Genomic DNA, 22,722 nt, shown 5'->3' on the forward strand with positions numbered 1-22,722 from the left:
TCATGATCATCGCCTCGACGCACGACTTCCGCGAGGCCGCCCGACGGCGGTTGCCGCGCTTCCTGTTCGATTATGCGGACGGCGGTGCCTATGCGGAGCAGACGCTGCGGCGCAATGTCGACGATCTTGCCGACATTGCGCTGCGCCAGCGCGTGCTGCGCGACGTCGCCGACATCGATCTGACCACGTCGCTGTTCGGGCGGACGATGGCGCTTCCGGTCGCGCTGGGACCTGTCGGGATAAGCGGCATGTATCATCGGCGCGGTGAAACTCAGGCTGCGCGCGCGGCGACCACCGCGGGCGTTCCCTTCTGCCTGTCGACGGTTTCGATCTGTCCCTTGTCGGAGGTAAAGCAGGCGAGCGGCACGGGTGCGTTGTGGTTCCAGCTCTACGTGATCCGTGACCGGGTGTTCATGCGCGACCTGATCGCCACGGCGAAACAGATCGGCGCGGAAGCGCTCGTCTTCACCGTCGACATGCCGGTCCCCGGCGCACGGTACCGCGACGCGCATTCCGGCATGTCGGGCGCGGGTGCACCCCTGAAGCGCGTCCTGCAAGCGATGGGCCGGCCCGGCTGGGCTTGGGACGTCGGGCTGCGCGGGCGGCCGCACAAGCTCGGCAATCTCGAACCCGTGCTCGGCAGCAACAGCGGGCTCAACGACTATATGGGCTGGCTCGGCGCGAACTTCGATCCGTCGATCGGCTGGGCCGATCTCGAATGGATCCGCTCGGCCTGGGATGGGCCGCTGATCATCAAGGGGATCCTCGACGTCGAGGATGCGCGCGAGGCGGTGAAGATCGGCGCGGACGGCATCATCGTCTCCAACCATGGCGGCCGGCAGCTCGACGGCGTGCTGTCGACCGCACGCGCACTGCCGGCAATCGCGGACGCGGTCCGCGGCCAGGTCACGGTGCTGGCAGACTCCGGCGTACGGTCGGGGCTAGACGTCGTGCGGATGCTGGCACTGGGTGCGGAGGGCGTTCTGCTCGGCCGCGCCTGGGTTTATGCACTGGCCGCTCGGGGCGAGGCCGGGGTCGACCTGCTCTTGACGCTGATCGAACGCGAGATGCGCGTCGCAATGGCACTGACCGGCGTCCGCCGGATCGCCGATATCGATCGGACCATCCTGGCCTAAGACAGCGAACGACCGCGCCTGCCAGCCCCGCGTTACACGGACTGCGCCGCCTGCCACGCTGCGACGAGCGCGCGGGCGCGCGTGCCGACGGTGGCGGCGCTGTCGCCGGGCTTGTAGAGCGCGCCACCGACGCCGATCCCCTCGGCACCCGCCGCCAGCCAATCGGCGAGATTGTCCGCGCCCGTGCCGCCGACTGCCCAGACGCGGACGGTCTTCGGCAGGATCTCGCGCACTGACTTGAGATAAGCGGGTCCGAACGCGACCGCGGGAAACAGCTTCAGGCGTCGTGCACCCGCGGCGATCGCCTGGAACGCCTCGCTCGGCGTGACGAACCCGGGCATGGGCTCGAGCCCGAGTTCGACGCCGCGGGCGATGACGGCGGGGTTTGTGTTGGGCGTCACCATGATCGTGCCGCCGGTCGCAGCCAGCGCCTCGACCGAAGCGATGTCGAGCACCGTCCCCCCGCCGATCGCCGCCCGATCGCCGAACGCCTGCTGCAGCATGCGGATGCTCGTCGCCGGGTCTGGCGAGTTGAACGGCACCTCGATCAGGCGGATGCCGGCCTCGACCAGCGCCTCGCCGATCGCCAGCACCTCGTCGGGTGCCACACCGCGCAGGATGGCGACGATGGGCGCGGTACCCGATGCGAGCAGATCATCGACGGTCATGGTGTCTCCAGCAAGGCAAGACCGGCAAGCGCACAGGCTTCGCCGGTATGAACGGTAGCGCCAAGGCCGCGCGCCGCGAGCGCCCGGTTGTAGCGGTCGGCGAGCGCCGGATCACCGATCAGCGTGATGGTGCCGGTGGCCGCGGGCAGGATCTCGGCGATCTCGGCGCCGATGACCAGCCCCGACAGGAACCCCAGCGCCCAGCGGCCGCTGGCCCCTGTGCGCAGTTGCGCTGCCCGCGTCTCGAACAGCGCGCCGAGCAGATGACCGCCCTCCGAGATGCGGTCGAGGCCCGCGTCGAAACCGACGGCGTCATTCTCGGGCGCGCCATCATCCGCCGCCGCACGCGTCAACGTCGAATGCCGCCGCAGCAGCGCGAACAGCTCGCCCGTCACGAAGGTCTGGAACCCGGTCACCCGACCGTCCTCGACGGTCGCCCATTTGCTGTGCGTACCGGGCAGCGCGATCAGATGACGTCCGGATGCAAGACCGGGAACGAGCGCCATCGCACCGAAGATCTGCGTCTCCTCGCCGCGCATCACATCGGGTGCGCCAGAGCCGCGCGTGCAGGCAAGCCCCGCGCCGATCGTGACGGGGATCCGGTCGACCGTCGCACGCGCCGATCCCGCCGCCCAGGTCGCCGGATCGGCAGGACAGTCGACATAGGGAATCTCGATCCAGCCGTTGCGCGACCCCACCATGCCGCAGAGATGGATCGCGCGCGGCTCCGATGTCGCGCGCCAGCGTGCGAGCGCGGCGCGCAGCACCTGCTCGGGTGTCTGGTCGCCAAGGTCCCCGATACCGGGCCCCGTGGCGCGATCGACGACCGCACCGTCCTCGATCCGGTAGAGCCGCAGGTTGCTCGTTCCCCAGTCGCCAGCGACGGTATAGCTCATCGACCGCGACTGACGTGGCTGAGGGCGAATACCGAACCTGCTGCGGTCACCCGATCGAGTGAGATCAAACGCTTTTCCAGAACCGGGCTCCCGTTCGCGGCCGACGCTGACCCGCGCGACGCCTATTACTAATCCTATAATTATGTGCGACGAAGAAGCAATTGCCTCGCCGTTTCCGCGTTGGACCGGCCCGGCCTTCGTTAATTCGGCCAGACGTACCTGATCTGCAACGAGAATGACCGACAGGGGAGGAAGACATGGGCAAGCTATTGCTGGCCGCGCTCGCGGCGACGACTATGCTGAGTGTTGGCACCGCCGATGCCCGCCCGCGCTGGACCGAGGCGCAGGCCAAGGCCTGGTACGCGAGGCAGCCCTGGCTGGTGGGCGCGAACTACACCCCCGCCTCCGCGATCAACCAGCTCGAAATGTGGCAGGCGGCGACCTGGGATCCCAAGCGGATCGATCACGAGCTAGGCCTCGCCCAAGGGATCGGGATGAACACGATGCGCGTGTTCCTTCACGACCAGCTCTGGGTTCAGGATAGCGAAGGCTTCAAGCGCCGTATCGACGCGTTCCTGACGATCGCGCACGCGCACGGCATCCGCCCGCTGTTCGTGCTGTTCGACAGCTGCTGGGATCCCGATCCGAAGCTCGGGCCCCAGCATCCGCCTATTCCCGGCGTCCACAATTCGGGCTGGGTGCAGGGTCCGGGCCTGCCGGGATTGCGCGACCGGAGCCGCTACCCCGCGTACAAGGCCTATGTGCAGGGAATTGTCGGGGCGTTCGCGAAAGACGACCGCATCCTTGGCTGGGACGTCTGGAACGAACCCGACAATGGCGCCGACCAGTATAAGGGCCAGAAGGGCAAGGAACCGCTCGTCCGCGCGCTTCTGGCGCAGGCGTTCGACTGGGCACGTGACACCGACCCGTCACAGCCGCTGACGTCGGGCGTGTGGCAGCATGACGACTGGACCCCGACCGGCGGCAAGCTGTCGCCGATGGAGACGCTCCAGCTCGGCCAGTCCGACGTCATCAGCTTCCATGATTACAGCTGGCCCGAGACGTTCGAGGCGCGCGTGCGCCAGTTGCTGCCGTATGACCGGCCGATCCTGTGCACCGAATATATGGCGCGCGGCAATGGATCGACGTTCGACGGCTCGCTGCCGATCGCCAAGCGCTACAATGTCGCGATGATGAACTGGGGGTTCGTCGATGGAAAGACGCAGACGCGGCTGCCCTGGGACAGCTGGAAGAAGCCCTATGTGATGGAGGAGCCGACGATCTGGTTCCACGAGGTCTTCCGCGCCGACGGCACGCCGTATCGCAAGGCGGAGACCGACCTGATCCGCAGGCTGAGCGCGGCACCAAAGACCGTGGTTCCCGGCGAACCCGGCGCACATTGGCGCTGACGCCGATCGAGTCTCAGGGCAGCGACGACGCCGCGCGACCCCAGTCGTTCGGCGTGCGACCCAGCTCGAGCTCGAGCGTCCCGCCCTGCAGGATCGTGGCCTGCGACACGAACGGCGTGTCGAGCGGTTGCCCGTTAAGCCGCGCCGCGCGGATGTAGCGCGCCCCCGCCCCCTGCCCGCGCGCGACGATCGTGAAGGTCCGCCCGCTCTCGAGCATGATCCGGCTCCGCGGCTGGTGCGGCGCGTGGAGGTAATAGAGGTCGCTGCCGAGTTTCGGGAACAGCCCGAGGCGGTTGAACACGTAATGCGAACTCATCGCGCCGCTGTCTTCGTCGCCGGGATAGGCGTCCGCGGTAAACCGCCGGAAGACGATATCGGCATATTTGCTCGTCAGATCGGGGCGCCCGACCTCGCTGAACAGCCAGGGCGTCGAGAAGGACGGCTCGTTGGTGAAGTCGATCAGCCCCGCGTCGAACGCATGCTGCAACCGCCGCGTGAACGCCGCGCGCCCGCCCATGATCGCGACCATGCCCGGAACGTCGTGGACCGCAGCATAGGAGTAGATCCAGCCCGTCCCCTCGTAGAAGCCGAAATTGTCGTGCGTCTTGCCGTCCCAGCCGCGCTTGGGATCGTTCGGCTGGAAACGTCCGTCGGCGAAGCGTGGCCCCACGAACCCGGTATAGCCGTCGCTCGCCGCGCGCGGATCCCAGACGTTGCGCCAGTTCCGCGCGCGCGTCTCGAGCAGCGCGGCCTCGGCGGGGTGTGCCGTGCCTGCCGCGACCTTCGCCGCGTAATAATCGTTGAGCGCCATGCCCATCGTCGCCGATCCCGAGCGCGACCGCTGCGGCGTCCCCTCGGGGCTGCGATCGTCGACCGCGAAATAGCCGTCGACCAGATAGCGCGGCCGGCGCCGCTCGAACGCGTTGAACAGGACGACGTTCGCCGCCTTCTGCCAGTCGACGCCGGGAACACCGCGCAGGAACCCCTCGCCGATCACATTGTCGACCTCGTCGCCCGCCTGGCCGACATGGAAATTGCGCCCGGCGATAAACGCGGTATCTGCCGCGCCATAGCGTTCCCACGTCCGCACGAACGATCCGATCACGCCCGCATAGACGCTGGGCCGGATCAGCGACATCAGCGGATAGACCGTGTGGTACGTGTCCCACAGCGTATAGTGATCGTCGTAAAGCGGCGACGCGCGCTCGCTGTCCGCCTGGTCCTGCGTCCGGTCGCGCGGCTGGATGACGCTGTGGTAAAGCGCGGTGTAGAAGCGCCGCCGGTCCGCCGCGCCGACCCCGTCGATCGTGATCCGCCCCAGCGCATCGTTCCACGCCTTGCCCGCCGCGCTGCGAACCGCGGCCATGTCCCAGCCGGGCAGATCCTGTGCGAGCAGCTCTTCGGCGCGCGCCGCGCTGGCGAAGGAGACCGCGATCTTCATCGTGACGGGCTCGCGACCCGCGCTGCCGAACGTCCACCAGGCGCGTAGCGGCTGGTCGGCGGGCGCGCTCGCGCGCGTCGCGCCGGGGGTGCGGACGTTGGCGCGTTCGACTCCCCAGGCGGTCGGCTTCGCGTCGACCCTGGCGACGAACCAGATATCGACCTCTGCGGGCGACCAGTAATGCCGGGTGCGGACGCGACCGACGATCTTGCCCTGCTCGGGAAACAGCGTCACCTCGGATCCCGCGGTGCCGAGCTCACCCATGATCTTGCGCGTCACGTCGAACAGCAGATGCGCGTCGCCGCTGCTGGGAAAGGTGAAGCGGTAGAGTGCGGCGTGATGCGCGGGCGCGATCTCGACATCGGTGTCATAGCGCGCGAGCGTCACGCGGTAGCCGTCCGCCCGCGCGCGTTCGTCGCGCTTGGGCGAGAGATGCTCCGCCTCGGTCGTCGCGAGCGGCCCCGTCTGCGGCGAGACGAGGAACGTGCCATAGCTCGGCACCCCGCCCGACCCCTGCGTATGCAGTTGCGCAAACCCGCTCAGCGGGGCGGCGCGGTCATAGCCCGCATTGCTGGTCGTCGCCGTGATCGTGTTCGGGCTGGGGTGGATCGACCCCGCGGGTAGCGTCGGCCCCGGGATCGTGTCGCCCTCGTCGTCGTCCCCGGTACCGATCAGGGGATCGACATAGTCGCTGAGCGGTAGCGGATCGCGACCCGGCCCCGGTGCGGCCGGTGCGGCCGCCGCAAGCGCCACGCCGATTCCGAACGCGCGCAGCACTGTGCAGGCCGCCGCGCCGCGGCGCGCCGTCATCGCTTCGCCGGAGTCGCACGCGCCTCCGCGGTCAGCACGAGTTCGGCCGCGAGCAGCGCGCCCTCCTGATCCTGCGCCACCGACGTGCGTTCGACCAGGTCGGTCACGAACTGCGGTCCGAACGGCAGCGGCACCTTCGAACAATCGAGATAGCGCGTCCCCTTCTTGTCCGCGATCAGCAGGTGGTTGCCGCCCGGACGTCCCGCGATGTCCACATATTTGCGGAGCTCGATATAGCCCTCGGTGCCGAGGATGAAGAGGCGGCCGTCGCCCCAGGTCGACAGGCCGTCGGGCGTGAACCAGTCGACGCGGACATAGCCCGCACCGCCATCGCCGCTCAGCATCATGTCGCCGAAATCCTCGAACTTGGGATGCGCGGGATTGCCGAAATTGCCCGTCTGCGACGCGAGCACCTGCGCGCGCTTGCTGCCCGTCAGATAGACGAACTGGTCCGCCTGGTGGCTGCCGACATCGGTCAGGATGCCGCCGTTGCGCGCCGGGTCCCAGAACCAGTCGGGACGGCTCGGTGCGGACAGGCGGTGCGGCGCGAGGTTGATCGTCTGGATCACGCGCCCGATCGCGCCGTCATGGACGAGCTGCCCCGCCATCACCGCGGCGGGCACCTCCAGCCGCTCGGAATACATGATCGCGAACTTGCGCCCCGTCTCGCGGATCGCGCGGCGGACGTCGGCGAGCTGCTTCAGCGTCACGACCGCGGCCTTGTCGCTCAGATAATCCTTGCCCGCGCGCATCACGCGGATGCCCAGCGGCGCGCGCAGCACCGGAACCGCCGCGCTGCACACCAGCTTGATCGCGCGGTCGTCGAGGATCTCCTGCTCGGACCGCGCCAGCTTGATGTCGCCATAGCGCTTGCGGAACATCGCGATCTGCTTGGGATCGGTCGCGTAGAAGGCGGTCAGGACGCCGCCGCCGCGGATCACCGCGTCGGTGATGCCATAGATATGGTTGTGGTCCATCCCGATCACCGCGAACGGCACGCGGTATTTGGCCTCGGGCGCGGGCTTGGCCACCGCGCCCTCGGTCGGCGCGTCGCCGCGCGTGGCGGATTGCGCGAACGCGTCGGCGGCGAAGCCCGCGGCCAGTCCTGCGGTCAGTCCGAGCCCGAGAAGTCCCCGGCGGTTGGTGTCGCTCACAGCTCTATCCCCTTTCAGATCGCGACCAGGTTCGTCGGCCAGGTCATTGCTTGGTTGCGGTCCATCGCCTGCTCGCCGAGCAGCGACGCGACGCTCGCATGATAGGCCTGCCGCAACAGGCCGGGCAGCGGCTTGCCCGCGCGCACCGCCTCGCCAAAGCCGTCGAACTGCAGCATCGTCTCGTCATATTCGCCCCAGCCGAGCGACTCGCCGGGTGTCGTCACGGGCAGTTCGGGGAACCAGGTCGCGCCGCCGATCGGCACGGTGCGCTTGTGCCCGCGCGCGACGTCCTTGTGCATTCGTTGCAACGCCAGCACCTTGGCGGGCACTTCCTGATAGATGCGTCCCAGCTCCGGCTCGATCGTCCCCTTGCTGCCCTGGATCTGCTCCTCGCAGCCATAGCGCGCATTGTTGAGCAGCGAGGTGTAGATCAGCTTCCGCCCGCCGCTATATTCGTAGATCAGCGCGACATGGTCATAGACCTCGCGGCCGTCCTTCCAGAAACAGATGCTGCCCGACCCGATCACCCGCGTCGGCACCGCGTCGAGAAACCAGTTACCGACCTGAAGCTGATGCGTCGCGAGCTCGGTCATCAGCCCTGCCGACCGGTCGCGGTACAGCCGCCAGTTGATCTGCCGGTCGTTCGCATCGGCAGGCACCGCGCGGCGCCAGGCATTGTTGCGGTGCCAGCTCGCGCGGATCTGTGTCAGCGTGCCGATCTCGCCCGCGCGCGCGCGCTTCAGTGCGTTGAGGTAGGTCGGGTGGAACATCCGCTGATGCCCGATCTGAAGGATCTTGCCCGCCGCCTTGGCGTGCGTGATCATCGCGCCGCAATCGGCGATCGTCCGCGCCATCGCCTTTTCGCACCAGACGTGCAGCCCGGCGTCGAACGCGTCGAAGCAGAGCTTCGCATGCGTGTCGAGCGGCGTCGCGATGACCACCGCGTCGATCCCGCGCGCATCGAGCATCGCGCGGTGATCGGCAAAGCGCCGCGCGGTCGGCGCCCATTGCTGCGCCTTGACGAGGTTCGGCGCATAGCTGTCGCAGATCGCGACGACCGTGCAGTTGCGCGACTTGGCGATGTTCTGGATCAGCGCGCGGCCGCGGTCGCCCGTGCCGATCACGCCAAGCCGCACCGGGTTCGACTTGACCGGCTCGGCGCCCGCCGCCGCGGAGGCCGCGGACACCGCCCAGGGTGCGGCCGTCGCCATCCCCGCGCCCGCCGTCGCCGTCAGCACGCGATCGATGAACGATCGTCGTGAAAGGTTGAAATCCTTGTCGGTCATGCCGCTTGCATCCTTGCTGTGTCGTCGGTCCGCGCCGCGGCCTTGGAAAGATCGTACAGGAACCGCTGTGCCGGCGCCGCGTCGAGCAGGCGTCGCGCGCGCGCCGCATCGGCGACGAGCAGCGCGGTGCTCATCGCCTCCGCAGCGCCGCCGCTGCGATCGATCGCCACGGTACAGCGCGCCGCGGTCACGATCCCGCCATCGGTGGGGCGGATCATAGCCGCGCGCTCGGGGGCCTGCGTGCCCGCGCCAACCGTCGTCGAGATCGACAGCGCCTCGTCGACCAGCTCGACCTCGACGAGCACCGCGTCGGTGCACGACGGATCGGGGATCGCGAACGGCCACCCGCCGCCCAACGGATGCTCCCCGATCACCGCGATCGAGCTTTCACCCGCCGAAAGGCACGCGCAGACAACCCCCGCAGTGCGCAACGCGGCGCCCGCGCGGTCGAGCGCGAAGCCCTTGCCGAAGCCGCCGAAATCGAGCGCGAGCGGCCGGGTCGCAGCGATCCGCGCGGTGCTGCGGTCGAACACGAGATCGCCCCAGCCCGCCCCGGCGAACCGCCGATCGGCGGCCGGATCGAACAGGCCCAGGGTCAGCGCATGCGCCTCGTCGATCGCGACCAGCGCGTCGATCAGTACCGGATCGCCGATCGCGACGCCGTGCCCGGCGAGCAGTTCGTCGTTGAGCACGGTCGTCGGCGACGGCCGGTGGATCGTCAGCGCGTCGTCGACGCTTTCGATCGCACGCCGTGCCGCGACCATCGCAGCCTCAGACCCTGCACCGAAGACGTGAAGCTCGATCCGCGTCCCCATCGCGACGAAGCGCTCGACCCGCGCGGCGATACCCACGTCAGGCCTTGACCTCCCAGCCGGGTTCGTACGCGACCGACCACAGCTTCATCGCCTCGGCACTGCTCGGCCTGCCGGTCGCGGGATCGACGGTCAGCACGCTGTTGGTGCGATAGGCCATGTTGCCCAGATGGCAGAGCGTCGTGCTGATATGCCCCTCGGTGATCGGCGAGTTGAGCGTGGTGGCCTTGCCGCGGATCACATCGACGAAATTGTTCGCGTGATAGACGTCGAGCACACCCTCGCCGACCGTGCCGGTCGTCTCCGACGTCGCCTTGGCCATTACCTGCCGGATCGACTTGCCCGCCAGATCATAGAGTTCGAACCCGTTGCGATCGACCACGGCCGACCCCTTGGTGCCGAGCAGCAGCACGCCGCGGCCGCGGCCATAGGTCTGCATCGCGTTGCAGCTCTGCCCGTTCCAGCGGATCACCCGGTCGTTCTCGTAATTCAGGTCGAGCGACAGCGAGTCGTACATCTCCCAGTCGTCGCCCGCGTGGAAGCGCTTGGCCCCCTTCGCCTCGACCTTCGTCGGATAGGTCACCCCCATCAGCCAGCGTGCGATGTCGAGTTCGTGCATCGCGTTGTTGCACAGCTCGCCCGTCCCATATTGCCAGAACCAGTGCCAGTTATACGGCACCAGGTTCGACCGGTACGCCGCGCGCGGGCGCGGGCCCTGCCACATGTCCCAGTCGAGCGTCACGGGCGGTGCGACCTGCTGCCCCTTGCCGATCGATCCGCGATTATTGGCGTACCAGGTCTGCGCCTCGTACACGTCGCCCAACTCGCCCGCCTGAACCAGTGCGAGCAGCTGCCGCGTCTCGGGGCTCGAACGCTGCTGGTTGCCGACCTGGAGCTGGCGCCCGGTGTTCTTCTGCGCGGCGATCATCGCCTCGCCCTCGGCGGGCGCAATGCCGATCGGCTTCTCGCAATAGACGTGATGGCCCGACTTCATCCCGTCGACCGCCAGCTTGGCGTGCCAGTGATCGGGCGTCGCGACGGTGATGATGTCGATCGCCTTGTTGTCGAGCAACTTTCGATAATCGCCTTCGGTCCGCGGCGCGGCATGGCCCTTCGCGGCAAAGGCCGCCGCGCGCTTGGCCAGCACCGCCGAGTCGACGTCGCAGAAATGCGTGACCTCGACGTTCGGGACCTTGGTGAACGCGCTCATATGCGCCTGGCCGCGGCTGTTCACGCCGACGATCGCGACGCTCAGCCGGTCGTTCGCGCCCTTGATCCGTGCATAGCTGCGCGCGGTCATCGCCATGCCCAGCGTCGCGCCCGCGCCCTTTATCATCGTCCGACGGTCCATCGTTTGATCCCCCTTAGAGTGTACGCAGCTTGATCGACCGGAACTCGACCCGGTCGCCATGATCCTGAAGCAGGATCGGCCCCTGCACGGCCTCACCGAACCCGGCGGTCCCGGCATATTTGCTTTGCGCCACCAGCGCGCGGAATGCCGGCGACCCGCGGTCATATTCGACCATCTTGAAGCCGTTCAGCCAATGCTCGACACGCGCGCCGCGCACCACGATCACCGCCCTGTTCCATTCGCCCGGCGGATTGATCCGCTTGCCCGGACTGGCCGGGTCGGAAAGGTTCTTCGCCGCGATCAGGTCGTAGAGCGAGCCGAGCGTCCGGTTGCCGTCGCGCCCCATCTTCGCATCGGGATGCCGCGCATCATCGAGCAGCTGATATTCCAGCCCGAGCGCCTCGCCCTTGCGCTTCAGCAGGCCAGCATCGACGAAATACTTGATCCCGCTGTTCGCGCCGGGTGCCAGCTTGAAATCGACCGAAAGCTCGAAATCGCGATATTCGCGGGTCGTGACGAGGTCGCCGCCGCCGCCGTCCACGCGCAGCACGCCGCCGGCCATCGTCCAGCCCGTCGTCGGAAACGCCGTCCCCTTCGCGCTGCGCCAGCCGGCACCTGTCTTGCCGTCCCACAGCAGTTTCCAGCCTTCGCGCTGCTCCTCTCCCGACAGCCGATTGCTCAGCCAGCCCTGTTGCGGCAGCGCGGTCGCGGGCATCGCGTAGCGCGCCGGCGTATCGGTGATGACGCGGACGTTGCGGAACCGCACCTCGGGGTGCCGCGCAGCGTCCGCGTCGGGGATCGCATGGACCTGGAATGCGATGAAGCCGCGCGCGTCGACATCGTCGACGGTATCGGTCGCGGGCACGCCGTTGATCCAGCTGCGCAACCGCGTGCCGATCGCCTCGACACGGTAGTGGTTCCAGTCGCCCGAGCGAAAGGTCTGCCGCGCGGGCGCGTTGCGGCCGAGCGTGTACAGCCATTGCCGGCGCTGTTCATCGTACATGCCCGCGCTCCACGCACGCGCCGACGGATCGATCTCGACCTGATAGCCGTGCACGACGCCGCTGCGATAATCGGGCCGGCTCTGTCCGCGGATCATCATCCCCGAATTGAGCGCAGGATCGGTCTTCGCGTCGAACTCGACGATGAAGTCGCCATACTGGGCCTCGGACACGAGCCAGCTATTGGTCTTGCCGGGCTCGGCGCGCCCGATCAGCTCGCCATTCTCGAACGCGTAGGTCGCGTTGCCCCCGGTCGCGCGCCAGCCGGCCAGACCCGCGCGCGGGGTCACGTCGCGCCACGGCGCTTTTGCCTGATCGGTGGAGGATTGAGACGCAGGGGCCGCGTCGACCGACGGCTGCAGCAGCAACGGTGCGGCCGCCAAGGTCAGAATTGCGAGCGCTCGAACCATTCGCCTCCCCTTTTCTCTTCTCTGCGAGCACAGGCTGGGCAGCCCTATCCGGACAGGTCCGGTCGTCTCGCATCGTTTCACCGCCGACATGTCGCTGCCGTACGTCTCTCCAAAACCAACCCTAATTTGTGGTCGGGCCACATGCAAACAGATTGTAAGGCATTTTATCGATGTTTCCGCCGGTTCGGGGCTTACCGGACTTGACGATGCCGGTGTCCGCGCGATGTAGGGGACGGCGCCGCTGTTCAGGCTGCCGTCTATCGAACGAGGAATGCAATGCAGGATGCTGAAGGCGGCGGTAAACTCTACCGCAAGATCGTGCAGGCGATCATGACGGACATCGCGGACGGCGTGTTTCAGGTCGGCGGTCGCCTGCCCGCCGAACGCGATCTGACGGAGCGGTTCCAGGTCAGTCGTCCGACGATCCGCGAGGCGATGATCGCGCTGGAGATGAAGGGCATGGTCGAGGCCCGCAAGGGATCGGGCGTGTTCGTGCTGGCATCGTCATCGAACGACTCGGAGCAGGAACTCGATATCGGCGCGTTCGAGATCACCGAGGCGCGCCGCCTGCTCGAAGGGGAAGTCGCCGCGGTCGCCGCGACCGAGATCACCGAGGACCAGCTCGTCGAGCTACGCGGTCTGCTGGCGCAGATGGATCAGGACGACACGATCGCGGCAGAGGACGCGGATCGCCGGTTCCACATCGCGATCGCCGAGGCGACCGGCAATGCGGTGATCATCTCCGCGGTGGCCGACTTCTGGGACATGCGCTTCCGCTCGCCGCTCGCGCGCGAGGTTCTCGCGAAGGCGGGAAGCCTCGGCACGGAGAACCGCATGGCCGAGCACGGCCGGATCCTGACCGCGCTGGAGGCCCGCTCGCCGGTCGACGCGCGCAACGCGATGCGCGATCACCTCGCGCGTGTGATCGACCACCTGCTCGACGTCACCGAGACCGAAGCCGTCGAACGCGCGCGGGCCGCGACCGTCCAGCGCCGCCGCGCCCTGGCGCGACGCTCGGTCTGACGCGAGCCAAAATATTGGTCAAACTATTTGCCTGACCAAATGATTCCATATTGTCATATTTCTGCGGCCCTGATACCTGACGACCTACGTCGACCCTAGAAAACTGGGGCGGCAAAATGTCGGGCCGCGCCGACTCAGCGCGACCGGCCTATCGGGAGAGGGTCCTTGAGCCACAAGAGCTTCGATAAGCGCATGCTGCTTATCTCGACGAGCGTCATTGGTCTGTTGATCGCCGCGCCGGCCATGGCCCAGCGAACCGCGGGCAGTCAGGTGCCGCAACCAGCAGACAGCCAGACGAGTTCACCCGATCCCGTCGACCCGACCCAGGCCACGTCCGAGCCGGAAAACGCCGATATCGTCGTGACCGGGTTCCGCGCCTCGCTGAACAACGCACTCAACCAAAAGCGTAACGAGACCGCCGCGATCGACAGCATCGTCGCAGAGGATATCGGCAAGTTCCCCGACTCCAACCTCGCCGAGTCGATGCAGCGCATCCCCGGCGTCGCGCTCTCGCGCGGTGACGGCGGCGAGGGCCGCAATATCTCGGTCCGCGGCCTCGGCGCGCAGTTCACGCGCGTCCGCATCAACGGCATGGAAGGCGTCTCGCAGGTCAGCGGCACCGACATTCGCGGCGGCGTCGCGACCGGCCGTTCGTTCGACTTCGTGACCTTCCCGACCGAAATCTTCTCGGCGCTGTCGGTCCGCAAGACGCTGTCGGCCGATGTCGAGGAAGGTTCGCTGGGTGCGACGGTCGATCTGCGCGCGCCCAAGCCGTTCGACCAGAAGAAGAGCTTCGTGCTCACCGGCACCGCGCGCGGAATCTACAACGACATCAGCAAGAAGGCCGATCCGCGCCTGTCCGCGCTGGTCTCCAAGCAGTTCGGCGACACGTTCGGCATCCTCGGCAGCATCGCCTATTCGAAGCGCCATATCGCAGAATATGCCTATTCGGCCGCCGATGTCGTGCCGACCACGGTCTATGGCCAGGCGCAGCCTGCGGGCACCGCGAACGCCGGCGTGATCTTCCCCTTCTGCACCCCGGTCGGCTACAGCTTTCGCGGGGCCGCGACGAACAGCCCGACCGCCGGCTACGCCCAGCCGAACGGAACGCCGATCGGCGCAGACGCCAATGATTGCAGCACCGGAAATCCGCGCACGAGCACGGCGGCGGCCTATGATTATGTCATGAGCCGGACCGGGGTGAACGGTCGTCCGGGCGGCGGCGTCTATCTCCCCCGTCTGCCGCGACCGGCGAAAAGCGACCAGGAACAGCAGCGTCTCGCGGGCACGCTGACGCTGCAATGGAAGCCTGGCGACAATACCGACATCTCGCTCGACGGCCTGTATTCGCAGTTCAAGGTGGATCGGCTCGACACCTATTTCGATGCACGCTCGTTCGGGCGCGCGATCTCGAACAACGGCCAGCCGCTGACGTCGGTTCGCGAGATCGAGGTCGATGACAATGGGTCGCTGATCCACGGGCTGTTCGACGGCGTCGATCTGCGGTCGGAGATGCAGCAGGAGAAGTTCACTTCGACCTATCGCCAGGTCAATCTGAACCTCGACCACCGCTTTTCCGACACCGTCCGGGTCTATGGTCTGGCCGGCATCAATCAGTCGCGGCTCGACGTCGACCGCCTGCAGGTCGCGATCGATGCCAATGACACGCGCGACTTCTCGATCGACTTCCGCGACAATCCCGACATTCCGAAGATCGGCTACGGGATCGACACGACCAATCCCGCGCTCTTCCAATATGGCCCGCCGCTCGCCAATGGCGACCAGCGCGGCCAGCTGTCGAACTTCATCCGTCGCAACACGATCACGAGCAAGACCTTCGAGCTCAACGGCGAATGGGAGGCCGCCCCCGACTTCACGCTGCAGATCGGCGGTCAGTATCGCACCAACAAATATACCGCCCGCGAGCGGCAGCTCGCCACCAACACGCCGCTTGCCTTGCCGTCGGGCGTGACGCTCGCCAGCCTCACCACCGTGACGACTGGCATCGGCAGCAACCTGGACGGGCTGTTGCAGGATTTCGTCTCGATCGATCCCGAGAAGTTCCGCGACGCGGTCGGGCTCGACAACTATGTCTATTGCAGCCTCGAATGCGCCAAGGGCACGTATGGCGGCGTCGATGAGAAATACGCCTCGGGCTATGCGATGGTGAAGTTCAACACCGCCAATTCGCTGCCCTTCGCGCTGCGGGGCGATGCGGGCGTACGGTACGTCCATACCAAGCTCGACACCTATGGCCCGATCACCTCGGCTGCGCCCGCGGGGTCGCTCTATCCCTCGCGGTTCGTGATATCGGAGGTCGGCCGCAGCTATGACGACTGGCTGCCGTCGGCGAACCTCGCGCTCGACATCACGCCCGAGCTGATCGCGCGCGCCTCGGTCGCGCGCGTGATGTCGCGTCCAGCCTATGGGCAGCTGATCCCCGCAGGCTCCGCGAACCTCGTCATCCAGACCGCAACCTTCAGCAATCCCTTCCTCGAACCGATCCGTGCCAATACGTTCGACGCGGCGCTCGAATGGTATTTCGCCAAGGGCTCGCTGATCTCGGTCGCGTATTTCTACAAGAATATCGAAAGCTATATCCAGACGACCAGCCAGGCGGTCGCGTTCCAGGATGTCGGCCTGCCGGCGACGCTGCTCAACGGAACGCAGTTGCGCCCGACCGACGTGTTCACCGTCCAGCGCAGCAACAACACGGAGGGCGGACCACTGCGCGGGTTCGAGGTCAACGTCCAGTTGCCCTTCACCTTCCTGCCCGGCGTGCTGCGCAATTTCGGCGCGCTCGGCAACTTCACGCGGGTCCGGTCGAACATCAACTACGTCATCTCGCCGACCCTGTCCCGGACCGCGCCGCTGGTAGGGCTGTCGCCCGAAACGGCAAGCGGGACGCTATATTATGAAGACGACAAGTTCAGCATCCGCTCGACTGTCAACTATCGCGCGGCCTTCCTGACCGCCGTCCCCAGCGGCTCGGTCGACGCAGATTCGACCGCCAATGCGAGTTCGATCTTCGTCGACGCATCGGCCTCGTACAACCTCAACGAGCATATCAAGTTGATCGCCGAAGTATCAAACATCACGGACGAAACCAATCGCCTGACCGTCGACACGGTGCGTCAGGACCCGCTCTACACGTCCTATTTCGGCCGCACCTACGCGCTGGCGGTCAATTTCCAGTTCTAATGACTTCACGGTTCTGGTCGATATCGGCGCGCCCCCCCCCTGCCGATGTCGACCCGATCACCGGGTGCGCTGCACGTCACGTGCGGCGCACCCGGTTCTTTCTTTGACTACGGTGCCGACGGCGCGCCGCATGGGTCCGGGCCTTCATCGTCACACACGCGCTGACCACATATTTCAGGGACCGGGCCTCATGATCGTGCCATCCATTCTTCTCGCGCTCGCAGCGTTGCAAACGACAGCGGCGCCCGCGGCGACCGCCGAGCATGTCGCGATCCAGGCCGCGGACATCGATCGCAGCGCGACCTTCTACCACGAGGCGTTCGGCCTGCGGATCATCCCGACGCCGCTCAAAAACCGCCGCTGGCTCGATCTCGGCAACGGCCTCGCGCTCCACATCCTCGACGGCCGTACGGCGCCGACACCCTCGAACCGGAACGAGCATCTGGCGCTGCACGTCGACGACCTCGCCACCGTCATTGCCTGGCTGGACCAGCACGGACGCGTCTGGACCGACCTTGCGGGCACACCGCACAGGATGCAGCTCCGGTTCGACGGCGTCCGCCAGATCTATGCGCAGGATCCCGATGGCTATTGGCTGGAGATCGGGGACGCACGCGGCGCGGCGCGACGATGACGTGGCGGCCGATCGAGACCGGGGTTATCGAGCGGCGCTTCTCTTGGCCGCCTGCCTTACCGGAGAGACGAGCACGCTGTTTGATCTTTTTGGATTTGCGCTGCACCCCGGCCCCTGAAAGACATCTGCACGACACATAAACTGGTGTACGCTGCCCCTCGGCGCGGTGCGCCACAGGAGAGATCGCCATGTCGTTCGTTGTCAATGGAAACGCCGTCCCGGGACCGGCGGATCCCCGTGTCTCGCTGCTTGATCACCTCCGGGAGACGCTTCACCTGACCGGCACCAAGAAGGGCTGCAACCAGGGCGCGTGCGGGGCCTGCACGGTGCTGGTCGATGGCGAGCGGATCCTGTCCTGCCTCGCGCTGGCGGTCCAGTATGACGGACGTGAGATCACGACGATCGAGGGCCTGGCCGAGACCGCGGCGCTTCACCCGTTGCAGGCGGCGTTCATCGAGCATGACGGGTTCCAGTGCGGCTATTGCACGCCCGGGCAGATCTGTTCCGCGATCGGCATGGCCGCGGAGGCGCGCCGCGGCGTGCCGAGCCATGTCAGCGCCGACCTCGCCGCCGAGGTGATCCTGACCCGCGACGAGATCCAGGAACGGATGAGCGGCAATCTGTGTCGATGCGGCGCGCATAACGGCATCATCGATGCGATCCAGGCGACGATGGCGCCAGCGCCGACCGCCGAGAAGAGTGCGGAGATGGCGGCATGACGCCTTTCACCTACCTGCGCGCCGATACCGTGAACGACGCCGTGCGACTGGGTGCGGGCGAGACCGCGGCCTTTCTCGGCGGCGGCACCAATATCGTCGACCTGATGCGCGAGACCGTCGCCCGCCACGAGACATTGGTCGACGTGACCCGCCTGTCCGCCGCGGTCACCCAGACGGCAGAGGGCGGACTGCTGATCGGCGCGGCCGCCACCAACACCGCAGTCGCCGAGCATCACGGCGTGCGGACGCGTTATCCGATGCTGTCGCGCGCGATCCTGGCGGGGGCGTCCGCGCAGATCCGAAACATGGCGACGGTCGGCGGCAACCTGCTGCAGCGTACGCGCTGTACCTATTTCTATGACACCGACGGATCGCACTGCAACAAGCGCGCGCCCGGTACGGGGTGCGATGCCCGCGAGGGGTTCAACCGCATTCACGCGATTCTCGGCGCATCCGATGCCTGCGTCGCGACGCATCCCTCCGACATGTGCGTTGCGCTGACCGCGCTCGACGCTGTCGTGCATATCGAGGGACGCGACGGCGCGCGGACGCTGCCCTTTGGCGAGCTCCACCGCCTGCCGGGCGATCGACCCGACCTCGACACCGTGCTGGCGGCGGGCGAGCTGATCACGGCGATCGAACTGCCGCCGCTCGGTGTCGCGGCGCGCTCGACCTATCGCAAGGTGCGCGACCGGGCGAGCTATGCCTTCGCGCTGATCTCGGTCGCGGCGGCGCTCGAGATGGACGGCGACCGGATATCGGACGTCCGGATCGCGTTCGGCGGCGTCGCGCACAAGCCATGGCGCGCGACCAAGGCAGAGGCCGCGCTGCGTGGCGAATTGGCCAGCGAGGCCGCCTTCCGGGCGGCCGCAGCCGCTGAGTTCGCCGACGCGCGGCCGCTTCGCGACAATGCGTTCAAGCCCGAACTGGCGACGCGAACGCTGGCCGCGGTGCTGGCCGAGCTGGCGAAGGGAGACATGGCATGAGCATCATCGATAGCGCAAAGCAGGCGGCGCAGGGCCTGATGCAGGGCGCGATGGAGAAGCTCGTTCCGCTGGCACCCGACAGCTGGATCCCCGGCGGCCGGCCCGATCCGCTGATCGCACACAAGCACGGGCTGATCGGCACGCCGGTATCGCGCCTCGACGGCGCGCTGAAGGTCAAGGGCGAGGCAGGCTTCGCAGCTGAGTTCCGCTTCGACGACATGGCCTATGCGGCACTCGCCTATGCGACGATCCCGCGCGGCCGAATCACGGCGATCGACAGCGCGGCCTCGGACGCCGCGCCGGGTGTCGTCCTGGTGATGACTCACCTCAACGCGCCACGGATGAACACACCGGGCATGTTCGGCTCGTCCCCGACCGCGGTGGGCCCCGCCGACCTGCCGATCCTGCAGGACGACCGCATCCACTGGAACGGGCAGCCGATCGCCTGCGTCCTCGCCGAGACTCAGGAACAGGCCGACCATGCCGCGTCGCTGCTCGGCTTCACCTATGCCGCGGAGCCATCGACGACCAGCCTCGAGGACGCGAAAGCGAACGGTCGCGAACCGGGCCTGTTCATGGGACAGCCGCTGCACAACCGGATCGGCGATGCCGACGCCGCGCTCGCCACCGCGCCGCATGTCGTCGATCAGGTCTATCGCACCCCGCGCCACAACCACAACCCGATCGAACCGCATGCCGCAACGATCGCGTGGATCGACGGCGCGCTGGTGATCCACGACGCGAGCCAGATGGTCACCGCACAGGCGCAGACGATCGGCGAGGTCTTCGATCTCAAGCCCGACAAGGTCCGGTTGACCTCGCCCTATGTCGGCGGCGGTTTTGGCTGCAAAGGCTTGTGGGATCACCAGATCATCGGTGCCGCCGCGGCGAAGCTGGCAGGCCGTCCGGTGCGGATCACGCTGTCGCGCGAGGGTGTATACCGGGTCGTCGGCGGGCGATCCCTCACCGAGCAGCGGGTGGCGATCGGCGCGACCGCGGAAGGGCACTTCGATGCGCTGGTCCACACCGGCCTGTCGATCATGACTCCGCACAACAACATGCCCGAGCCGTTCATCCTCGGCACGCGTGCCGCCTATGCCTGCCCCAATATCAGCCTGCAGGTCGACATCGCGCGGATGAACATGCTGGCCAACACCTTCATGCGCGCGCCGGGCGAGGCGGTCGGCACCTTCGCGCTGGAATGCGCGGTCGACGAACTCGCGGTTGATCTGGGCATCGACCCGGTCGAGCTGCGGATCCTGAACGAGCCGGACAAGGACCCGACGTCGGGCCTCGCCTTCTCGTCGCGCCATATCGTCAAGGCGTGGCGCAACGGCGCCGATCATTTCGGCTGGGCGGATCGCAAGCCTGAACCGGCTACGCGCCGCGATGGCGAATGGCAGATCGGCATGGGCTGCGCGACCGGGACCTATCCCTATTATCGGATGCCCGGCGCACAGGCGCGCATCACCCTCACGCGGGACGGCGATGCCGTGCGCGCGTTGATCGAGGTCGCGGCGGCGGAAATGGGCATGGGGACCTCGACCACCACCGCGATCGTCGGCGCGGAGCGACTGGGTCTGTCGCTCGATCAGGTCGAGGTCGGCTACGGCGACTCTTCAATCCCGGGCGCGATCATGGCGGGGGGATCGCAGCAGACTGCGGCGATCGGTGCGGCCGTCATCGCGGCGCATAACGCGCTGGTCGCCGAGCTGCTCAAGCTGGCCGGCAACGACTCACCCCTCGCGGGGCTGTCGGCGGATACGGTCGGCAGCGAGGATGCCGGCTTGGCGAAGATCGATGATCCGACGCAGCGGGAAAGCTACGCTTCGATCCTGACGCGTGCGCAGCGCGACAGCGTCACCGTCACCGCGGCGGCGTCGCAACCGCTCGAACTGATGCACTGGTCGATGCACTCGCACAGCGCGATCTTCTGCGAGGTGCGGGTCAATGCGGTCACTGGGGAGACGCGCGTCAGCCGGATCCTCGGATCGTTCGATTGCGGCCGCATCCTCAACCCCAAGACGGCAAAGAGCCAGTTCCGCGGCGGGATCATCATGGGGCTCGGCATGGCGCTGATGGAGGAAACGCAGTTCGACGAACGCAATGGCCGGATCATGAACCCGAGCCTTGCCGAATATCACATCCCCGTGCACCTCGACGTCCCGGAAATCGACGTCATCTGGACCGATATCGCCGATCCCCACACACCGATGGGTGCGCACGGGATCGGCGAGATCGGCATCACCGGCGTCGCGGCGGCGGTCGCCAACGCGGTCTACAACGCCACCGGCAAGCGCGTCCGCGATCTGCCGATCACCCTCGACAAGCTGCTATAGGGTGGCCCTTTAGGGGAAGCGCGACACGCGCCGGTCGGGCGGTCGCCGACCGGCGCTGTGCTGCCCCACCCGCCGCGTTGCGAACCGTTTGCGGCCTCGAGCGCCTTCGTGACGCGATTTCGGATGACCCCGAAGCGACAGCCGCCCGTGATCGCCTAAATCCCGTTGGGGTCGAGCATCGACACCCGCGCCCGTGTCTCATAACCGGATACGGAAGGTCGTCCTGTTCTGTCGCGATGACACTTCCCCTTACCGCCGTGCCGGGATCTAGCGGCTGCTCGCGCGTTACAGCTTGCGGCCCCCCTTCTCCCCACGCCAACGGAAGACCATATCATGTCCGACCAGACCGACAGCCCCGTCCTTCAGCCCGTCACGATCGGCGATCTGCGACTGCAGAACCGTATCGTCATGGCGCCGCTGACGCGCAGCCGCTCGAACGACGACGGTGTCCCGCCCGACTTTGCCGCCGACTATTATGCGCAGCGTGCCGATGCCGGCCTCATCATCAGCGAAGCGACCAACATCTCGTCGCAGGCGCGCGGCTATGCGATGACGCCCGGCATCTGGTCGGACGCGCAGGCCGCCGCATGGACGCCGATCGTCGAGGCCGTCCATCGGCGTGGCGGGGCGATCTTCCTCCAGCTGTGGCACACCGGCCGCATCTCGCATCCCGATCTCCACGACGGTGCCCTCCCCGTCGCGCCGTCCGCGATCAAGGCGGAGGGCCAGGCCTTCACGAACGACGGGATGAAGGATTTCGTCACCCCGCGCGCGCTGGAGACGGACGAGATCCCCGCGATCGTCGAGGATTACCGCCGCGCTGCCGAACAGGCGAAGGCCGCCGGCTTTGACGGCGTCGAGGTCCATGCCGCGAACAACTATCTGCTCGAACAGTTCATCCGCGACAGCACCAACCAGCGCAGCGACGTCTATGGCGGCTCGATCGAGAACCGGCTGCGCTTCCCGCTCGACGTCGTTCGCGCCGTCGTCAATGTCTGGGGTGCAAACCGCGTCGGGATCCGCATCTCGCCCGCCACGACCGAGCCGGGCAAGACGCCGCTCGACAGCCAGGTCGGGCGGACCTTCGACACGTTCGTCGATGCCCTGTCGGAGATCGGGCTGCTGTACATCCATGATATCGAAGGCGTGACCCAGCAGACGCGCGACGTGCCGGACGGCGTCGACTTCCAGGCGCTGCGCAAACGCTTCTCGGGCGCGTACATCGCCAACAACCAGTACACGCTGGCGCTTGCCGAGCAGACGCTGGCGGAAGGCAATGCCGACCTGTTCAGCTTTGGTCGCCCCTTCCTCGCCAATCCCGATCTCGTCGACCGGCTGCGCACCGGTGCACCGCTGGCCGAGGCGCCGAAGCAATATTGGTATGGCGGCGGCGCCGTCGGCTATTCGGACTGGCCCGGCATGAACGGGAAGATCGAGCTCTCGTAA

General features: G+C 67.2%; 17 protein-coding genes. 9 read left to right on the plus strand and 8 right to left on the minus strand.

From position 1 onward, the window contains the following. Positions 1–2: 2 nt before the first annotated feature. A complete protein-coding gene (gene lldD / locus FHY04_RS11940; protein ID WP_183936559.1) occupies positions 3–1,136 on the plus strand; it encodes an FMN-dependent L-lactate dehydrogenase LldD in 1,134 nt (377 codons plus the stop codon). Positions 1,137–1,168: 32 nt separating this feature from the next. Here the strand turns inward: lldD and FHY04_RS11945 are convergent, their stop codons facing one another. Next, positions 1,169–1,804, minus strand: a complete 636-nt coding sequence (locus FHY04_RS11945) for a 2-dehydro-3-deoxy-6-phosphogalactonate aldolase (protein WP_183936560.1) — start codon at positions 1,802–1,804, stop codon at positions 1,169–1,171. Next, positions 1,801–2,700: a 2-dehydro-3-deoxygalactonokinase gene (locus tag FHY04_RS11950; protein ID WP_183936561.1), complete on the minus strand. Its 900-nt coding sequence runs from the start codon at positions 2,698–2,700 to the stop codon at positions 1,801–1,803. The genes FHY04_RS11945 and FHY04_RS11950 overlap by 4 nt, the downstream gene beginning before the upstream one ends. A gap of 257 nt (positions 2,701–2,957) precedes the next feature. Between FHY04_RS11950 and FHY04_RS11955 the strand changes: the two genes are divergently transcribed. Further along, complete coding sequence (locus FHY04_RS11955; RefSeq protein WP_183936562.1) at positions 2,958–4,109, plus strand: cellulase family glycosylhydrolase; 1,152 nt, start codon at positions 2,958–2,960, stop codon at positions 4,107–4,109. A 13-nt stretch (positions 4,110–4,122) separates the two neighbouring features. Here the strand turns inward: FHY04_RS11955 and FHY04_RS11960 are convergent, their stop codons facing one another. From FHY04_RS11960 to FHY04_RS11985, 6 genes are read right to left on the minus strand one after another with little or no spacing between them, the layout of a single operon-like run. Further along, positions 4,123–6,360 carry a GH92 family glycosyl hydrolase gene (locus FHY04_RS11960; protein ID WP_183936563.1) on the minus strand — a complete coding sequence of 746 codons (2,238 nt, stop codon included), beginning with the start codon at positions 6,358–6,360 and terminating at the stop codon, positions 4,123–4,125. Continuing rightward, a complete protein-coding gene (locus tag FHY04_RS11965; protein ID WP_183936564.1) occupies positions 6,357–7,514 on the minus strand; it encodes a Gfo/Idh/MocA family protein in 1,158 nt (385 codons plus the stop codon). The genes FHY04_RS11960 and FHY04_RS11965 overlap by 4 nt, the downstream gene beginning before the upstream one ends. Positions 7,515–7,528: 14 nt before the next feature. Next, a complete protein-coding gene (locus FHY04_RS11970; protein WP_159511857.1) occupies positions 7,529–8,800 on the minus strand; it encodes a Gfo/Idh/MocA family protein in 1,272 nt (423 codons plus the stop codon). Next, on the minus strand, positions 8,797–9,651 hold the full coding sequence (locus FHY04_RS11975) for an FAD:protein FMN transferase (RefSeq protein WP_311724652.1): 855 nt from the start codon (positions 9,649–9,651) through the stop codon (positions 8,797–8,799). Before FHY04_RS11975 ends, FHY04_RS11970 begins: the two co-directional genes overlap by 4 nt. A 1-nt stretch (position 9,652) precedes the next feature. Beyond that, a complete protein-coding gene (locus tag FHY04_RS11980; RefSeq protein WP_183936565.1) occupies positions 9,653–10,963 on the minus strand; it encodes a Gfo/Idh/MocA family protein in 1,311 nt (436 codons plus the stop codon). A 13-nt stretch (positions 10,964–10,976) separates the two neighbouring features. Further along, entirely contained in the window at positions 10,977–12,374 is a 1,398-nt protein-coding gene (locus FHY04_RS11985) for a DUF1080 domain-containing protein (RefSeq protein WP_183936566.1), read from the minus strand. A 276-nt stretch (positions 12,375–12,650) separates the two neighbouring features. Between FHY04_RS11985 and FHY04_RS11990 the strand changes: the two genes are divergently transcribed. The 7 genes from FHY04_RS11990 to FHY04_RS12020 all read left to right on the plus strand — a co-directional run bounded on the left by FHY04_RS11990 (position 12,651) and on the right by FHY04_RS12020 (position 22,722). Continuing rightward, a complete protein-coding gene (locus FHY04_RS11990; RefSeq protein WP_183936567.1) occupies positions 12,651–13,397 on the plus strand; it encodes a FadR/GntR family transcriptional regulator in 747 nt (248 codons plus the stop codon). A gap of 165 nt (positions 13,398–13,562) precedes the next feature. After that, positions 13,563–16,598 (plus strand): TonB-dependent receptor, encoded by a 3,036-nt coding sequence (locus FHY04_RS11995; protein ID WP_221211753.1) that lies wholly within the window; start codon positions 13,563–13,565, stop codon positions 16,596–16,598. A 190-nt stretch (positions 16,599–16,788) separates the two neighbouring features. Beyond that, positions 16,789–17,232, plus strand: coding sequence for a VOC family protein (locus tag FHY04_RS12000; protein WP_183936569.1), 444 nt, complete (start codon positions 16,789–16,791; stop codon positions 17,230–17,232). A 188-nt stretch (positions 17,233–17,420) separates the two neighbouring features. After that, positions 17,421–17,951: a 2Fe-2S iron-sulfur cluster-binding protein gene (locus tag FHY04_RS12005; protein WP_183936570.1), complete on the plus strand. Its 531-nt coding sequence runs from the start codon at positions 17,421–17,423 to the stop codon at positions 17,949–17,951. Beyond that, positions 17,948–18,937, plus strand: coding sequence for a xanthine dehydrogenase family protein subunit M (locus tag FHY04_RS12010; protein WP_183936571.1), 990 nt, complete (start codon positions 17,948–17,950; stop codon positions 18,935–18,937). Before FHY04_RS12005 ends, FHY04_RS12010 begins: the two co-directional genes overlap by 4 nt. Beyond that, a complete protein-coding gene (locus FHY04_RS12015; RefSeq protein ID WP_183936572.1) occupies positions 18,934–21,276 on the plus strand; it encodes a xanthine dehydrogenase family protein molybdopterin-binding subunit in 2,343 nt (780 codons plus the stop codon). The genes FHY04_RS12010 and FHY04_RS12015 overlap by 4 nt, the downstream gene beginning before the upstream one ends. 333 nt (positions 21,277–21,609) lie before the next feature. Then, entirely contained in the window at positions 21,610–22,722 is a 1,113-nt protein-coding gene (locus FHY04_RS12020; protein WP_183936573.1) for an alkene reductase, read from the plus strand.

The organism is Sphingomonas sp. BK481 (assembly GCF_014194875.1).
Classification (GTDB): Bacteria; Pseudomonadota; Alphaproteobacteria; order Sphingomonadales; family Sphingomonadaceae; genus Sphingomonas; species Sphingomonas aerolata.

Coding starts and splice junctions, on each gene's coding strand:
- lldD (WP_183936559.1), top strand. CDS start 3: ATGATCATCGCCTCGACGCACGACTTCCGCGAGGCCGCCCGACGGCGG.
- FHY04_RS11945 (WP_183936560.1), bottom strand. CDS start 1,804: ATGACCGTCGATGATCTGCTCGCATCGGGTACCGCGCCCATCGTCGCC.
- FHY04_RS11950 (WP_183936561.1), bottom strand. CDS start 2,700: ATGAGCTATACCGTCGCTGGCGACTGGGGAACGAGCAACCTGCGGCTC.
- FHY04_RS11955 (WP_183936562.1), top strand. CDS start 2,958: ATGGGCAAGCTATTGCTGGCCGCGCTCGCGGCGACGACTATGCTGAGT.
- FHY04_RS11960 (WP_183936563.1), bottom strand. CDS start 6,360: ATGACGGCGCGCCGCGGCGCGGCGGCCTGCACAGTGCTGCGCGCGTTC.
- FHY04_RS11970 (WP_159511857.1), bottom strand. CDS start 8,800: ATGACCGACAAGGATTTCAACCTTTCACGACGATCGTTCATCGATCGC.
- FHY04_RS11980 (WP_183936565.1), bottom strand. CDS start 10,963: ATGGACCGTCGGACGATGATAAAGGGCGCGGGCGCGACGCTGGGCATG.
- FHY04_RS11985 (WP_183936566.1), bottom strand. CDS start 12,374: ATGGTTCGAGCGCTCGCAATTCTGACCTTGGCGGCCGCACCGTTGCTG.
- FHY04_RS11990 (WP_183936567.1), top strand. CDS start 12,651: ATGCAGGATGCTGAAGGCGGCGGTAAACTCTACCGCAAGATCGTGCAG.
- FHY04_RS12000 (WP_183936569.1), top strand. CDS start 16,789: ATGATCGTGCCATCCATTCTTCTCGCGCTCGCAGCGTTGCAAACGACA.
- FHY04_RS12005 (WP_183936570.1), top strand. CDS start 17,421: ATGTCGTTCGTTGTCAATGGAAACGCCGTCCCGGGACCGGCGGATCCC.
- FHY04_RS12010 (WP_183936571.1), top strand. CDS start 17,948: ATGACGCCTTTCACCTACCTGCGCGCCGATACCGTGAACGACGCCGTG.
- FHY04_RS12015 (WP_183936572.1), top strand. CDS start 18,934: ATGAGCATCATCGATAGCGCAAAGCAGGCGGCGCAGGGCCTGATGCAG.
- FHY04_RS12020 (WP_183936573.1), top strand. CDS start 21,610: ATGTCCGACCAGACCGACAGCCCCGTCCTTCAGCCCGTCACGATCGGC.